Here is a 13,582-nt window from a genome sequence, read left to right on the forward strand (position 1 = left end):
ACAGGATCACCGACTGTTTGCGATGATGCACGCGTGATCTCTCTCGTGCCGCGCGCCGGCAAGCCGGACTCGGCCCTCGCCAAGGCCGTCGACCTCGCACGGGACGTCGTCCTCGAGGTCGCCGAGCCGTCGGAGGTGGGCGAGCACCTGGGCGCCCGCGCCGAGGGGGAACGCCTCGTCACGCACCACTTCGCCTGCCTGCGCCCGGGCTACCCGGGCTGGTACTGGTCGGTGACGCTGACCCGTGCCAAGCGCGCCAAGGACCCCACGGTCAACGAGGTCGTGCTGCTGCCCGGCGAGGACGCGATCGTCGCCCCGCCGTGGGTCCCCTACAAGGAGCGGCTCCAGCCCGGCGACCTGTCGCCCGGCGATCTGCTGCCCGTGGAGGACGAGGACGTCCGGCTCGTCCCCACCTACCTCTTCGGCGACGACCCGCTGGATCCTCCGATGGACGCCGACGCCAAGGCGCAGGTGCGCCGCGTGGCCGAGGACCTCGGCCTGGGGCGCGTGCGGACCCTGAGCCGCGAGGGCATCGACATGGCCGCGGAGCGGTGGTACGCCGGTGACGGCGGACCGGACGCGCCGCTGGCGAAGAGCGCACCCGACACCTGCACGACGTGCGGGTTCCTGATGCGGCTCAACGGCTCGCTGTCGGAGACCTTCGGCGTCTGCGCCAACGGCAACGCCAACGACGACGGCAGGGTCGTCAGCCTCGACCACGGCTGCGGAGCACACTCGGAGGTCAAGCTCGCGCGCAAGCAGCAGCCGCTGCCGATGCCCGACCACGCCTTCGACACCCTCACCGACGACGACCTCGAGACGATCTGAGCCGCACAGCCGCGGTCAGTCCCGCGTGAGCACCCAGACGGCGTAGTCGTCGGCAGGCTCGTGCAGCTCGTAGCTGCCGAACCGGTGCACGACGCGCAACCCGGCGGCCGTCACGTCGGCGACGAACTCGTCGGCCGGGTAGGTGCGGCTGCCGGCCTTGATCGGGGTCAGGTGGAACCCGACGAGCACCCGACCACCCGGGGCGAGCAGGTCACGCACGCGCTCCAGCACCCGGCGCTCGGTCCCCTCGCCGAGGAAGAGCATGACGTTGCCGACGACCGCCACGAGGTCGAAGGAGCCGAGCTCGGCCGGGTCGAGCTCGAGCGCCTGGTGGGGGAGGACATCCAGGTCGGGGTATGTCGCCCGCGACTGGGCGCGCAGCGCGGGGTCCGGCTCGGTGGCGACGACCCGGTGGCCGCGGGCCTGCAGGGCGGCGGCGACCCGGCCCATGCCCGAGCCGACGTCGAGCACGCGTGCCCCCCGCGGGGCCAGCGCGTCCGCCAACCGGGCCTCACCATCGATGTCCGCGCCCTCGGCCACGCGCTGGGCGAAGGTCTCGCCGTAGCCCCGGTTGGCCTCGCCGGCGAGCTCCCATCGAGTCGGCGGGAGGGTCATGCGGGGTCCCCGCGGCGTTGTTCGGGGGAGCGCAGCGGAGGAGAAGAACGTCGTGGGGTGCTCATGCGGGGTCCCCGCGGCGTGCTCATGGGCGCGCCTGCTGGGCAGCGCGCTCCTTGCGCCTGCGGCGGCAGTACTCGAGCCCGCAGAGCCCGAGGCCGAAGCCCGCGAGGCAGGTCCACAGCCACCACGTACGACCGCTGTCCTCCAGGGCGCCCCAGAACGGCAGCAGGCCGAGGAAGCCCAGCAGCCACAGCGCGGTCCCCACCTCGGTGGTGCGCACGCCGTCGACGTCGAGTGGCTCCACCTGCGCGACGATGAAGGTGCGGTTGCCGATCTCGTGCTTCGTCGGCTGCTCGTCGCCCAGGTCCACGTCCAGAACGCTACACGCGAGCCGTGGCGCGAGCATGGGACGCGGCAGTCTTCTGCCAGACTCCGTTTCGTGAGCGACGACACCCAGACCGCACCGCGACCGGGCCGGGCCAGCGGCCTCGACGGATTCTTCAAGATCACCGAGCGAGGCTCCACCGTCGGGCGCGAGGTCCGCGGCGGTGTCGTCACGTTCCTGACGATGGCCTACATCGTGGTCCTCAACCCGCTGATCCTCGGATTCGTCCCGGACTCCACCGGGGCGTTCCTCGGTGGTGGACCCGGTGACGGGTCCAACCTCCCGGTGATCGCGGCCGGCACCGCGCTCGTCGCCGGCGTGCTGACGATCCTCATGGGCTCGGTGGCGAACTTCCCGCTGGCGCTCGCGACGGGGCTCGGCCTCAACGCGTTCGTGGCCAACGCCATCGCCACTCGGTCGACGTGGGAGGACGCGATGGGCCTGATCGTGCTCGAGGGGCTCATCATCCTCGTCCTCGTGCTCACGGGCTTCCGCAAGGCCGTCTTCCTCGCCGTGCCCCAGCAGCTCAAGATCGCGATCTCGGTCGGTATCGGCCTCTTCATCGCGCTGATCGGCTTCGTTGACGCGGGGTTCGTCACCCGCATCCCCGACGCGTTCCAGACGACCGTCCCGGTCCAGCTCGGCAACGGCGGCACCCTGACCGGCTGGCCGGTGCTCGTCTTCGCGATCGGCGTCATCCTCGTCGTCGCGCTCTGGGTACGTCGCGTCCGCGGGGCGATCCTGATCTCGATCGTCGCCACCACGGTGCTCGCGTTCGTCGTCCAGGCCGCCCTCGACCTCGGTTCGGTCGCCCAGGACGGGCCGGGCAACTGGTCGCTCAACGTCCCCGAGCTCAACGGCTTCGTCGAGGTGCCCGACTTCGGCACCCTCGGCGAGTTCTCCCTCTTCGGAGCGTTCTCCTCGGTCGGCGTGCTGGCCGCCGTGCTGCTCGCCTTCACCCTGCTGCTCGCCGACTTCTTCGACACGATGGGCACGATGACCGCGATCGGGGCCGAGGCCGGCCTCAACGACGAGGACGGCATCCCACCCCACTCGCAGCGGATCCTCATCGTGGACTCGGTCGGCGCCATCGCCGGCGGGGCCGCGGGGGTCTCCTCCAACACGTCCTACATCGAGTCGGCGTCCGGCGTCGGCGAGGGCGCCCGCACCGGCCTCGCGTCGATCGTGACCGGCCTGCTGTTCCTGCTGACGACGTTCCTCGCGCCGGTCGTCGAGGCGATCCCGTCGGAGGCGGCCGTCCCCGCACTGGTGCTGGTCGGCTTCCTGATGATGCAGCAGGTGAAGGCCATCGACTGGGACGACCTCGAGATCGCCATCCCAGCCTTCCTCACCATCGTGCTGATGCCCTTCACCTACTCGATCAGTGTCGGCATCGGCGCCGGCTTCCTGGCCTACGTCCTGATCAAGCTCGTCCTCGGCAAGGCCCGCGACGTCCACCCGCTCCTGTGGATCGTCGCCGCGCTCTTCCTGGTCTACTTCGCGATCGACCCGCTCACCTCCTGGCTCACCTGAGACCGACCGGGCACTTCCCCGTACTGGCGCGAGAAGGTGCCCGGTCGGGAATGGTTAGCACAGGTAATGAGTTATGCTAACTACCATGCCGACTGCTGACCTCCGCACCGACGCCGGGCTCGCCTCCGAGCTCCGCGCCGCCGTGATGCGCATGCGCCGACGCCTGGTCTCCGAGCGCCACCCCGACAACGACCTGAGCATCGGGCAGATGGTCGTCCTGGGGCTGCTCGTGCGCCTGGGGGAGCAGACGGTCGGCGACCTGGCCCGCGCCGAGCGCGTACAGCCGCCGTCGATGACCCGCACGGTCAACTGCCTGGAGGCCGACGGCTACGTCCAGCGCCGCCCGCACGAGACCGACGGCCGCCAGGTGGTCGTCTCGCTCACCGACGCGGGTCGCGCCGCGGTCCTCGCCGACCGGCAGCGCCGCGACGCCTGGCTCGCCCAGCAGCTGCGCCACCTCACGCCCGCCGAGCGGGCCACCCTGCGCGAGGCCGCTCCGATCCTCGCCCGACTTGCCCTGACCGACTGACTGACTGACTGAGGAGTCACCACGAGTCCCACGTTCCGCTCCCTCGCCAACGCCAACTACCGCCGCTACGCCGCGGGCGGCGTGGTGTCCAACACGGGCACCTGGATGCAGCGCGTCGCCCAGGACTGGCTGGTCCTCGAGCTCGCCGCCGGCACCGGTGCCACAGCGCTGGGCATCACCACCGGCCTGCAGTTCCTCCCGTTCCTCCTGCTGACCCCGATCGCCGGCCTGGTCGCCGACCGGATGCCCAAGCAGCGCCTGCTCCAGCTGACCAACCTCGGCATGGCCCTGCCCGCCGCCGTGCTCGGTGTGCTCGCGGTCACCGGCACCGCCGAGGTCTGGCACGTCTACATCCTGGCCTTCCTGCTCGGCTCGGCGTCGGCCTTCGACGCCCCCGCGCGCCAGTCCTTCGTCTCAGAGATCGTCGACCCGGGCGACCTCACCAACGCGGTCGGCCTCAACTCGGCCAGCTTCAACGCCGCGCGCCTGGTCGGTCCCGGCCTGGCCGGCGTGCTCATCGCCGCACTGGGCGGGGGAGCGGTCGGCACCGGATGGGTCATCCTCCTCAACGCGGTCTCGTACGCCGCTCCGATCTGGTCGCTGCGCCACCTCGACGTCAGCCGGATCGACGCCGCCCCGGCCAACCGTGGCCCCGGCGCGATCCGCGAGGGCATCGCCTACGTCCGCGCCCGCCCCGACCTGGTGCTCGTGCTGAGCCTGGTCTTCTTCGCGGGCACCTTCGGCCTCAACTTCCAGATCACCTCCGCCCTGATGGCCACCGAGGTCTTCGGCAAGGGACCCGAGGAGTTCGGCCTGCTCGGCTCGTTCCTCGCAGTCGGCTCGCTCACCGGCGCCCTCCTCGCGGCGCGCCGGCCCCACGTCCGCCACCGCCTCGTCGTGGGCTCCGCACTCCTCTTCGGTGCCACCGTGGTGCTGGCCGGCCTGATGCCGACCTACCTGACCTTCGCCCTCCTCGCCCCGATCACCGGGCTGACCGCGCTGACCTTCATCACCAGCGCCAACACCTACATGCAGCTGCACACCGACGCCGGGGTCCGCGGCCGCGTGATGGCGCTCTACCTGATGATCTTCATGGGCGGCACGCCGGTGGGCGCGCCCATCATCGGCTGGATCGGTCACGAGTACGGCGCCCGCTGGACGCTGCTGGGCGGAGGGCTGCTGACCATCGCCGGCGTGGCGATCTCCGCGCTGGTGTTCCTGCGCCTGGAGCGAGCGCGGGCTGAGCGTGACGTCCCGACCGGCGGACGGGCCGCCGAAGCGGCTCCCGCGGCATTTTGACCCGGTCGTGGCGCCCGAGTAGCCTCGTTCCTTGTGTCTGGCACGACCAGACCCATGCGCATGCTCGCACACCGTTGCTCAGTCTCTGAGACGGCCAGCCAGCCAGCGAACAGGCACACGCACGAAGGCAACACACCCGAGTCCGGCACCGCGCCGGTCCGAGACGAGAAGACAGAGAGAGGGAACCACCAGGTGCCCACCATCAACCAGCTGGTCCGCAAGGGCCGCCAGGACAAGGTGTCGAAGTCCAAGACGCCTGCCCTGAAGGGATCCCCGCAGCGCCGTGGCGTCTGCACCCGCGTCTACACGACCACCCCGAAGAAGCCGAACTCCGCCCTCCGCAAGGTCGCCCGCGTGCGCCTGAGCAGTGGCGTCGAGGTCACCGCCTACATCCCGGGTGTCGGTCACAACCTGCAGGAGCACTCGATCGTGCTTGTGCGCGGCGGCCGTGTGAAGGACCTTCCCGGTGTCCGCTACAAGATCATCCGCGGCACGCTCGACACCCAGGGTGTCAAGAACCGCAAGCAGGCCCGTAGCCGTTACGGCGCGAAGAAGGAGAAGTAATGCCTCGCAAGGGTCCCGCTCCCAAGCGCCCTCTCGTCTCTGACCCCGTCTACGGCTCGCAGCTGGTCACCCAGCTCGTCAGCAAGGTCCTGCAGGACGGCAAGAAGGCCGTTGCCCAGCGCATCGTCTACACCGCCCTCGAGGGCTGCCGCGACAAGACCGGCACCGACCCGGTCGTCACGCTCAAGCGCGCGCTCGACAACGTCAAGCCGGCCATCGAGGTCAAGTCCCGCCGCGTCGGCGGTGCGACCTACCAGGTCCCCGTCGAGGTCAAGGCCAACCGCTCCACCACGCTGGCCCTGCGCTGGCTCGTGGGCTACGCCGCCGACCGTCGCGAGAAGACCATGGCCGAGCGCCTCATGAACGAGATCCTCGACGCGAGCAACGGCCTCGGTGCCGCTGTGAAGAAGCGCGAGGACACCCACAAGATGGCCGAGTCCAACAAGGCCTTCGCCCACTACCGCTGGTGAGGACGAGAGGCCGTACGACCCGCGTTGCGCGGCGTACGGCCTCTCACCCCCACAACCCCACTACTTCGAGGGACTGAGACACAGACGTGGCTGTCGACATCACCACCGACCTCAACAAGGTCCGCAACATCGGCATCATGGCGCACATCGACGCCGGCAAGACCACCACCACCGAGCGCATCCTCTTCTACACCGGCATCACCTACAAGATCGGTGAGGTCCACGAGGGTGGCGCCACGATGGACTGGATGGAGCAGGAGCAGGAGCGCGGCATCACCATCACGTCCGCCGCGACGACCTGCTGGTGGAAGGACCACCAGATCAACATCATCGACACGCCCGGCCACGTGGACTTCACCGCCGAGGTCGAGCGCTCGCTGCGCGTCCTCGACGGCGCCGTGGCGGTGTTCGACGGCGTCGCCGGCGTCGAGCCGCAGACGATGACGGTGTGGCGTCAGGCCAACAAGTACTCCGTCCCCCGCATGTGCTTCGTCAACAAGCTCGACCGCACCGGCGCGGACTTCTTCCGCTGCGTCGACATGATGGTCGACCGCCTCAACTCCACCCCGCTCGTGCTCCAGCTGCCCATCGGCGCCGAGTCCGACTTCCTCGGTGTCGTCGACCTGGTCGGCATGCGTGCCCTGACCTGGCGTGGCGAGACCACGATGGGTGAGGACTACGAGGTCGAGGAGATCCCCGCCGACCTCGCCGAGCAGGCAGCGGAGTACCGCGAGAAGCTCCTCGAGACGCTGGCCGAGGCCGACGACGAGATCATGGAGAAGTTCCTCGACGAGGGTGAGTTCACCGTCGAGGAGCTCGAGGCCGCGATCCGTCGCGCCACGCTCGCCGACAAGCTCAACCCGGTCCTGTGCGGCACCGCGTTCAAGAACAAGGGCGTCCAGCCCCTGCTCGACGCGGTCGTGAAGTTCCTGCCGTCGCCGCTCGACATCGACGGCATCCAGGGCCACTCGGTCAAGGACGAGAACGAGGTCATCGTTCGCCAGCCGTCCGACGACGAGCCGTTCTCCGGCCTCGCCTACAAGATCGCCTCCGACCCCCACCTGGGCAAGCTGATCTACGTCCGCGTCTACTCCGGGAAGCTCGAGGCCGGCTCGACCGTGGTCAACTCGGTCAACGGCCGCAAGGAGCGGATCGGCAAGGTCTACCAGATGCACGCCAACAAGCGTGAGGAGATCGCGTCGGTCGGCGCCGGCCAGATCGTGGCGGTCATGGGTCTCAAGGACACCAAGACCGGTCACACGCTCTGCGACCCCAACAACCAGGTCGTGCTCGAGTCGATGACGTTCCCGGCCCCGGTGATCGAGGTCGCGATCGAGCCCAAGACCAAGGGCGACCAGGAGAAGCTCGGCACCGCGATCCAGCGCCTCTCCGACGAGGACCCGACCTTCACGGTCAAGGCCGACGAAGAGACCGGCCAGACCATCATCGCCGGCATGGGCGAGCTCCACCTGGAGATCCTCGTCGACCGGATGAAGCGCGAGTTCCGCGTCGAGGCGACCGTCGGCAAGCCGCAGGTCGCCTACCGCGAGACCGTCCGCAACACGGTCGAGAAGCACTCCTACACCCACAAGAAGCAGACCGGTGGTTCGGGTCAGTTCGCCAAGGTTGTCGTCAACCTCGGTCCCAACATCGACCCCGAGACCGGTCAGGGTGCGGGCTACGAGTTCGTCAACAACGTGTCCGGTGGCCGGGTGCCGAAGGAGTACATCCCCTCGGTCGACCAGGGCGGCCAGGAGGCCATGGAGTTCGGCGTGCTCGCCGGCTACCCCATGGTCGACGTGAAGTTCTCCCTCGAGGACGGCGCCTACCACGACGTCGACTCGTCCGAGCTCGCGTTCAAGATCGCCGGCAACCAGGCCTTCAAGGAGGCCGCACGCAAGGCCAAGCCGGTGCTGCTCGAGCCGATGTTCGCCGTGGAGGTGACCACCCCGGAGAGCTTCCTGGGCACGGTCATCGGCGACATCAACTCGCGCCGTGGCCAGATCCAGGCGCAGGAGGAGCGTCACGGCGACATGGTCGTGAACGCCCTTGTGCCCCTGTCCGAGATGTTCGGGTACGTTGGCGACCTGAGGTCCAAGACCTCCGGTCAGGCGTCCTACTCGATGGAGTTCGACTCGTACGCCGAGGTTCCGTCGAACATCGCCGAAGAGATCATCAAGAAGGTCCGCGGCGAGTAGCTCGATCCGGACCCTCGGTCCAGCACCACCCGTCCCACACCCATGAGTTCAAGTACAAACCCAACCAGGAGGAGCCCCAGTGGCTAAGGCGAAGTTCGAGCGGACCAAGCCGCACGTCAACATCGGCACGATCGGTCACATCGACCACGGCAAGACGACGCTGACCGCGGCGATCACCAAGGTGTTGCACGACAAGTACCCGAACCTGAACGAGGCCTCGGCCTTCGACCAGATCGACAAGGCTCCCGAGGAGCGTCAGCGCGGCATCACGATCTCGATCGCGCACGTCGAGTACCAGACCGAGGCGCGCCACTACGCGCACGTCGACTGCCCGGGTCACGCGGACTACATCAAGAACATGATCACCGGTGCCGCTCAGATGGACGGCGCGATCCTCGTGGTTGCCGCCACCGACGGCCCGATGCCGCAGACGCGTGAGCACGTGCTGCTCGCTCGCCAGGTCGGCGTGCCGGCCCTGGTCGTGGCGCTCAACAAGTGCGACATGGTCGACGACGAGGAGCTCATCGAGCTCGTCGAGATGGAGGTGCGCGAGCTCCTCTCCGAGTACGAGTTCCCGGGCGACGACATCCCCGTGGTGCGCGTTGCTGCCTTCCCGGCCCTCCAGGGTGACGAGAAGTGGAGCGAGTCGATCGTCGAGCTCATGAACGCGGTGGACGAGTCCATCCCGACTCCCGAGCGCGAGACCGACAAGCCGTTCCTCATGCCCGTCGAGGACGTCTTCACGATCACCGGTCGTGGCACCGTCATCACCGGTCGCATCGAGCGCGGCATCGTCAAGGTCAACGAGGAGGTCGAGATCATCGGCATCCGCGAGACCGCCCAGAAGTCGACCGTCACCGGTGTCGAGATGTTCCGCAAGCTGCTCGACGAGGGCCAGGCGGGCGAGAACGTCGGTCTGCTCCTCCGTGGCACCAAGCGCGAGGACATCGAGCGCGGCATGGTCGTGATCAAGCCGGGCACGACCACCCCGCACACCAACTTCGACGCCTCGGTCTACATCCTCAGCAAGGACGAGGGCGGCCGTCACACGCCGTTCTTCAACAACTACCGCCCGCAGTTCTACTTCCGTACGACTGACGTGACCGGTGTTGTGACCCTGCCCGAGGGCACCGAGATGGTCATGCCGGGTGACAACACCGAGATGTCGGTGGAGCTCATCCAGCCCATCGCGATGGACGAGGGCCTGCGCTTCGCCATCCGCGAGGGTGGCCGCACGGTCGGCGCCGGCCGCGTCGTCAAGATCACCAAGTGATCCCCGCCGGTCGCTGACCGGCACCCGCACCACATTCGAGGCCCCGTCCCCCGCAAGGGAGGCGGGGCCTCGTGCGTCTTCTCGCTGTCGGTGGTCGTCGCTACCGTCTCCGTCATGACTCTGACCTTGGGCATGATCACGATGGACACCGCCGACGCCCTGTCGCTCGCCGACTGGTGGGCGGAGCAGACCGGCGCCACGGTGGGGGAGACCAACGACGGCCACTACGTCATGGTAAGCGGGGGCGGGCTGCCCGGCCTGCTCGCGTTCCAGAAGGTCGACGACCCCACGCCGGGCAAGAACCGGCTGCACCTCGACCTCACCGCGCCCGACCTCGACGCGGAGGTCGACCGCCTGACGGCCGCGGGCGCGACGCTGGTCGAGCGCCGGGGAGACGACAGCTTCCGCTGGGTGACCCTGGCCGACCCCGACGGCAACCAGTTCTGCGTGGCCGCTGCGGCGGAGGCTTCCGGGCTCGACCCGTCCTGAGTCGTAGGCACAGGGCAGGATGTCCGGCATGGGGTTCACGCGCGCCGAGCTGGAGTCGTTCCGCGATGCCGTGGTGCCCGACCTGCTGCCTGGTCGCGACCAGCCGCTCCGGCTGCTGTTCGTGGGCATCAACCCCGGGCTGTGGACCGCCGCCACGCAGACCCACTTTGCCCATCCGGGCAACCGGTTCTACCCAGCGCTCCTGCGGGCCGGGATCCTGACCGAACCGGTGGACCAGGCCGCAGGCATGTCGGAGGAGGACCGCGAGGCGCTGCGGCGTCGGGGCATCGGCATCACCAACGTGGTCGCTCGCGCGACTGCCCGAGCCGACGAGCTCACGCCCGAGGAGCTGCGGCAGGGCGGCGAACGCCTCCGGCAGCTCGTGTCGGAGGTGCAGCCCCAGGTGGTGGCCGTGGCCGGCGTGACGGCCTACCGCGCGGCGTTCGGCCACCGTCGGGCCAAGGCCGGCGAGCAGCCCGACCGGTGGGGGACCTCCCGGGTGTTCGTGGTGCCCAACCCCTCGGGCCTCAACGCGCACGAGACCGTCGACACGTTGGCCACGGCCTACGCCGAGGCGGCGCGGGCGGCAGGGATCGTCGAGGGCGTCCCGCAGCCCTGACCGAGCGCTCGTCGAGCCGGATCAGGCGGCCCGCGGCCGGCGCAGCAGCCCGGCCTCCTCGAGCAGGAGCTCCACGCGCTCGCGCTCGCCGTCTCGCTCCGCGCCGGGCGGCAGCACCTCCATCAGGTGGGCCATCTCGACCATGTCGGCCGCCTCGGCAAGCACCCGGTCGTAGGCCTGTCGGCACCCCTCGTACTTGGCGAAGCGCATGCCCTCGCGGTGGAAGGACGAGTGGAGCCGGCGCAGGTCGGCCGCGACCTGCTCGATGGGTCGACGCAACGGGAGCACCTCAGCGTCGGGGTCGGGGCGTCGGCCGATCATCCGGAGCCGGCGGGCCACGGCGCGGTAGCTCCGCCACTCGCGGAGCTCGCCCCGAAGGGCCGCGAGCGCCACCCATCCGAGCAGGTAGACGCCCAGCAGCACGCCCAACAGCTCGAACCAACCACGCACCACCTCACGGTACGCCCGCACGGCTCCGGCGGTCATCCCGCGTCGACACGCGTCGCGGCGCACGTGGGCGGGTCAGCCCATGTCGACGCCCTCGAAGTCCTCGGGGGTGTAGTCACGCTTCTCGACCAGGACCATCCAGTTGCCCGAGTTGTCGCGCATCAGCGCCTCGACGCCGTACGGGCGCTCCTCCGGCTCCTGCAGGAACTCCACGCCCTTGGCCTTGAGGTCCTCGTAGGTGGCGCGGCAGTCGTCGACGTTCATCCCGATGCCGGGAAGCCCGCCCTCGTCCTGCGCGCGGTTCATCGCCTCGATGAGGTAGTCGGGGAGGGGGCCGCTCGGGGTGGTGAGGTGGATGTGGACCTCGGGCTGCTTGGGGTGGAAGACGGTGCACCACCGGAAGTCCGGGCCGAGCCGGAGGTCGTCGCCGACCTCGAAGCCCATGACGTCGGTGTAGAAGGCGAGGGACTCGTCGATGTCCGTCACCCACAGGGACAGGAGGGCGATGTTGGTGATCATGGGACGAGCCTAGGAAGGACCGGCCCGGTCCTGCTTCTCCTGTGTTGCGGTCCTCTCCACGAGCCCCGCCATGAACACGTAGCACCCAGGGATCCTGGGGTTGCCGGCGGCGGCGTACCGCTTCTGGAAGGCGCTGGGACTCTCGCCGACGATCTCGCGGAACGTCGAGCTGAAGGACCCGAGGCTGCTGTAGCCGACCAGGTGGCACACCTCGGTGACCGTCAGGTTGGCCGCCCGCAACAGGTCCTGGGAGCGCTCGATGCGGCGCTGGGCGAGGTAGGCGGCGGGCGTGGTGCGGTAGGTGATCGCGAAGGAGCGCAGGAAGTGGAAGCGGCTCATCCCGGCCAGCGCAGCGAGGTGGTCGAGGTCGAACGGCTCGGCGAAGTGGCGATCGAGGTGGTCGCGTGCGCGGCGCAGGTGGACCAGCACGTCGCCCGGGACCCGACGCGTGCCGCTCACCCGAGCAGGGCCTCCACCGCACCGGCGAACACCTCGGTGTGCCGGTCGACGTCGCCGGTGGTGTGGAACGCCGAGAACAGGCTCATGTTGTGGAACGGCGCCAGCAGCACGCCGCGGTTGACCGTCCACAGGTGCAGGAAGGCGTCGAGCTCCTCGTCGACGGCCGCGGCCGCCTCGGCGCCCGTACGCGGCGGCGGGCAGAACCAGTACTCCGCGCGGCAGCCGAGCCGCTGCACGTGCCACGGCAGGCCGTGGGCGTCGATCACGTCCTGGATCCCTGCGGTGAAGCGCTCGGCCAGGGGGATGGCGACGTCGAAGTCCTCGTGACGCAGCGCCGTCGAGAGCGTCGCGCGCACGGCCGCCATGGCCAGGGCCGAGCCGGACAGGGTTCCGCCGACGCCGGCCACGTCGATGTCATGGCCCAGCATCGGCCCCTCGAGCCGGGAGGCCACCTCCGCGGTCATCCCGTAGGCCGCGACGGGGATCCCGCCGCCGATGGGCTTGCCGATCACGACGAAGTCGGGCTCGAGGCCCCAGGCGGCGCTCGCGCCACCCGGCCCCGCGCAGATCGTGTGCGTCTCGTCGTTGACGAGCAGGACCCCGTGCCGCCGGGTGATCTCGCGGACGCCGGCCAGGTAGCCGTCGTCGGGGAGGACGATGCCGATGTTGGTCAGCGCGGGCTCCATCAGCAGGCAGGCGACGTCGCCTTCGGCCAGGCGGGCGTCCAGCGCGTCGAGGTCGTTGAAGGGCACCACCGCGGTGGTCGTGGCGACGTCGACCTGCGGGCCGAGCGCGCCGGGACGGGCCACGACCCGGTCGCCGGCCCGGCCGTGCTCGAGCACGGCCAGGGTCTCGTCGACGGTGCCGTGGTAGCACCAGTCCATGACCGCGATGCGCGGCCGCCCGGTGAGGTGCCGCGCGAAGCGCAGCACGAAGCGGTTGGCGTCGGTCGCGGTCATCGCCATCTGCCACCGGGGGACCCCGAAGCGGCGGCTCAGCTCCGCCGCGACCCACGCCGCGTCGCTGGAGGGGAGCATGGTGGTGATGCCGCGCTCGGTGCGCTCGCGTACGGCCGCGGCGACCGCCGGCAGGCAGTGGCCGGTCATCGATCCGGTGTCACCCAGGCACAGGTCGACGTAGTCGATGCCGTCGACGTCGGTGAAGCGCCCGCCCGCCGCCGAGTCCACGAACAGCGGGAAGGAGCCCGGCCACCGGGTCATCCACGGCATCGGGACGCCGGCCAGCAGGTGCTCGCCTGCCTCGGCCGCGAGCCTGGCCGAAGCCGGGTGCAGGTCGACGAACCGCTGCTCCTCCTCGGCGTGGAGCGCGGCCAGCCGCCTCCGGTCCACGCT

16 protein-coding genes are annotated in these 13,582 nt (G+C 69.9%); 10 read left to right on the forward strand and 6 right to left on the reverse strand.

Translation table 11 applies throughout. From position 1 onward, the window contains the following. Positions 1–33 precede the first annotated feature (33 nt). The gene (locus J3P44_RS20255) at positions 34–828 is read left to right on the forward strand and encodes a DUF3027 domain-containing protein (RefSeq protein ID WP_255892284.1); all 795 of its coding nucleotides are present in this window, start codon (positions 34–36) and stop codon (positions 826–828) included. A 15-nt stretch (positions 829–843) separates the two neighbouring features. On the opposite strand, the gene J3P44_RS20260 is transcribed toward J3P44_RS20255, so the two are convergent. Both J3P44_RS20260 and J3P44_RS20265 read right to left on the reverse strand, forming a co-directional pair. Continuing rightward, positions 844–1,443: a class I SAM-dependent methyltransferase gene (locus J3P44_RS20260; protein WP_255892285.1), complete on the reverse strand. Its 600-nt coding sequence runs from the start codon at positions 1,441–1,443 to the stop codon at positions 844–846. A gap of 85 nt (positions 1,444–1,528) precedes the next feature. Further along, positions 1,529–1,816 carry a DUF2530 domain-containing protein gene (locus J3P44_RS20265; RefSeq protein ID WP_255892286.1) on the reverse strand — a complete coding sequence of 96 codons (288 nt, stop codon included), beginning with the start codon at positions 1,814–1,816 and terminating at the stop codon, positions 1,529–1,531. 69 nt (positions 1,817–1,885) lie between these two features. Between J3P44_RS20265 and J3P44_RS20270 the strand changes: the two genes are divergently transcribed. From J3P44_RS20270 to J3P44_RS20310, 9 genes are all read left to right on the forward strand, one after another. Beyond that, entirely contained in the window at positions 1,886–3,364 is a 1,479-nt protein-coding gene (locus tag J3P44_RS20270; protein WP_255892287.1) for an NCS2 family permease, read from the forward strand. Between the two features lie 85 nt (positions 3,365–3,449). After that, positions 3,450–3,893 (forward strand): MarR family winged helix-turn-helix transcriptional regulator, encoded by a 444-nt coding sequence (locus tag J3P44_RS20275; protein WP_255892288.1) that lies wholly within the window; start codon positions 3,450–3,452, stop codon positions 3,891–3,893. A gap of 81 nt (positions 3,894–3,974) precedes the next feature. Further along, the gene (locus J3P44_RS20280; protein WP_372496673.1) at positions 3,975–5,192 is read left to right on the forward strand and encodes an MFS transporter; all 1,218 of its coding nucleotides are present in this window, start codon (positions 3,975–3,977) and stop codon (positions 5,190–5,192) included. Between the two features lie 192 nt (positions 5,193–5,384). Then, complete coding sequence (rpsL, locus tag J3P44_RS20285; protein ID WP_056599611.1) at positions 5,385–5,756, forward strand: 30S ribosomal protein S12; 372 nt, start codon at positions 5,385–5,387, stop codon at positions 5,754–5,756. After that, positions 5,756–6,226, forward strand: a complete 471-nt coding sequence (gene rpsG, locus J3P44_RS20290; RefSeq protein ID WP_255892289.1) for a 30S ribosomal protein S7 — start codon at positions 5,756–5,758, stop codon at positions 6,224–6,226. Before rpsL ends, rpsG begins: the two co-directional genes overlap by 1 nt. 137 nt (positions 6,227–6,363) lie before the next feature. Then, positions 6,364–8,424, forward strand: coding sequence for an elongation factor G (gene fusA / locus J3P44_RS20295; RefSeq protein WP_372496684.1), 2,061 nt, complete (start codon positions 6,364–6,366; stop codon positions 8,422–8,424). A 79-nt stretch (positions 8,425–8,503) separates the two neighbouring features. Continuing rightward, entirely contained in the window at positions 8,504–9,697 is a 1,194-nt protein-coding gene (gene tuf, locus J3P44_RS20300; RefSeq protein ID WP_255892291.1) for an elongation factor Tu, read from the forward strand. A gap of 114 nt (positions 9,698–9,811) precedes the next feature. Continuing rightward, positions 9,812–10,186 (forward strand): VOC family protein, encoded by a 375-nt coding sequence (locus J3P44_RS20305; protein ID WP_255892292.1) that lies wholly within the window; start codon positions 9,812–9,814, stop codon positions 10,184–10,186. A 28-nt stretch (positions 10,187–10,214) separates the two neighbouring features. Beyond that, complete coding sequence (locus J3P44_RS20310) at positions 10,215–10,805, forward strand: mismatch-specific DNA-glycosylase (protein WP_255892293.1); 591 nt, start codon at positions 10,215–10,217, stop codon at positions 10,803–10,805. Between the two features lie 21 nt (positions 10,806–10,826). On the opposite strand, the gene J3P44_RS20315 is transcribed toward J3P44_RS20310, so the two are convergent. The 4 genes from J3P44_RS20315 to J3P44_RS20330 form a co-directional block, all read right to left on the reverse strand. Then, positions 10,827–11,255, reverse strand: a complete 429-nt coding sequence (locus tag J3P44_RS20315; RefSeq protein ID WP_255892294.1) for a hypothetical protein — start codon at positions 11,253–11,255, stop codon at positions 10,827–10,829. 72 nt (positions 11,256–11,327) lie between these two features. Continuing rightward, positions 11,328–11,771, reverse strand: a complete 444-nt coding sequence (locus J3P44_RS20320) for a VOC family protein (RefSeq protein WP_255892295.1) — start codon at positions 11,769–11,771, stop codon at positions 11,328–11,330. 9 nt (positions 11,772–11,780) lie between these two features. Next, positions 11,781–12,230, reverse strand: coding sequence for a helix-turn-helix domain-containing protein (locus J3P44_RS20325; protein ID WP_255892296.1), 450 nt, complete (start codon positions 12,228–12,230; stop codon positions 11,781–11,783). Then, the gene (locus J3P44_RS20330) at positions 12,227–13,579 is read right to left on the reverse strand and encodes a transaminase (RefSeq protein ID WP_255892297.1); all 1,353 of its coding nucleotides are present in this window, start codon (positions 13,577–13,579) and stop codon (positions 12,227–12,229) included. The genes J3P44_RS20325 and J3P44_RS20330 overlap by 4 nt, the downstream gene beginning before the upstream one ends. Positions 13,580–13,582: the final 3 nt, after the last annotated feature.

This window comes from Nocardioides astragali (assembly GCF_024436375.1).
Classification (GTDB): domain Bacteria; phylum Actinomycetota; class Actinomycetes; order Propionibacteriales; family Nocardioidaceae; genus Nocardioides; species Nocardioides astragali.

What these genes read in the sequence shown, in the direction of transcription:
- J3P44_RS20260 (WP_255892285.1), bottom strand. Translation starts at nt 1,443, where the DNA reads ATGACCCTCCCGCCGACTCGATGGGAGCTCGCCGGCGAGGCCAACCGG.
- J3P44_RS20275 (WP_255892288.1), top strand. Translation starts at nt 3,450, where the DNA reads ATGCCGACTGCTGACCTCCGCACCGACGCCGGGCTCGCCTCCGAGCTC.
- rpsG (WP_255892289.1), top strand. Translation starts at nt 5,756, where the DNA reads ATGCCTCGCAAGGGTCCCGCTCCCAAGCGCCCTCTCGTCTCTGACCCC.
- fusA (WP_372496684.1), top strand. Translation starts at nt 6,364, where the DNA reads ATGGCGCACATCGACGCCGGCAAGACCACCACCACCGAGCGCATCCTC.
- J3P44_RS20305 (WP_255892292.1), top strand. Translation starts at nt 9,812, where the DNA reads ATGACTCTGACCTTGGGCATGATCACGATGGACACCGCCGACGCCCTG.
- J3P44_RS20310 (WP_255892293.1), top strand. Translation starts at nt 10,215, where the DNA reads ATGGGGTTCACGCGCGCCGAGCTGGAGTCGTTCCGCGATGCCGTGGTG.
- J3P44_RS20320 (WP_255892295.1), bottom strand. Translation starts at nt 11,771, where the DNA reads ATGATCACCAACATCGCCCTCCTGTCCCTGTGGGTGACGGACATCGAC.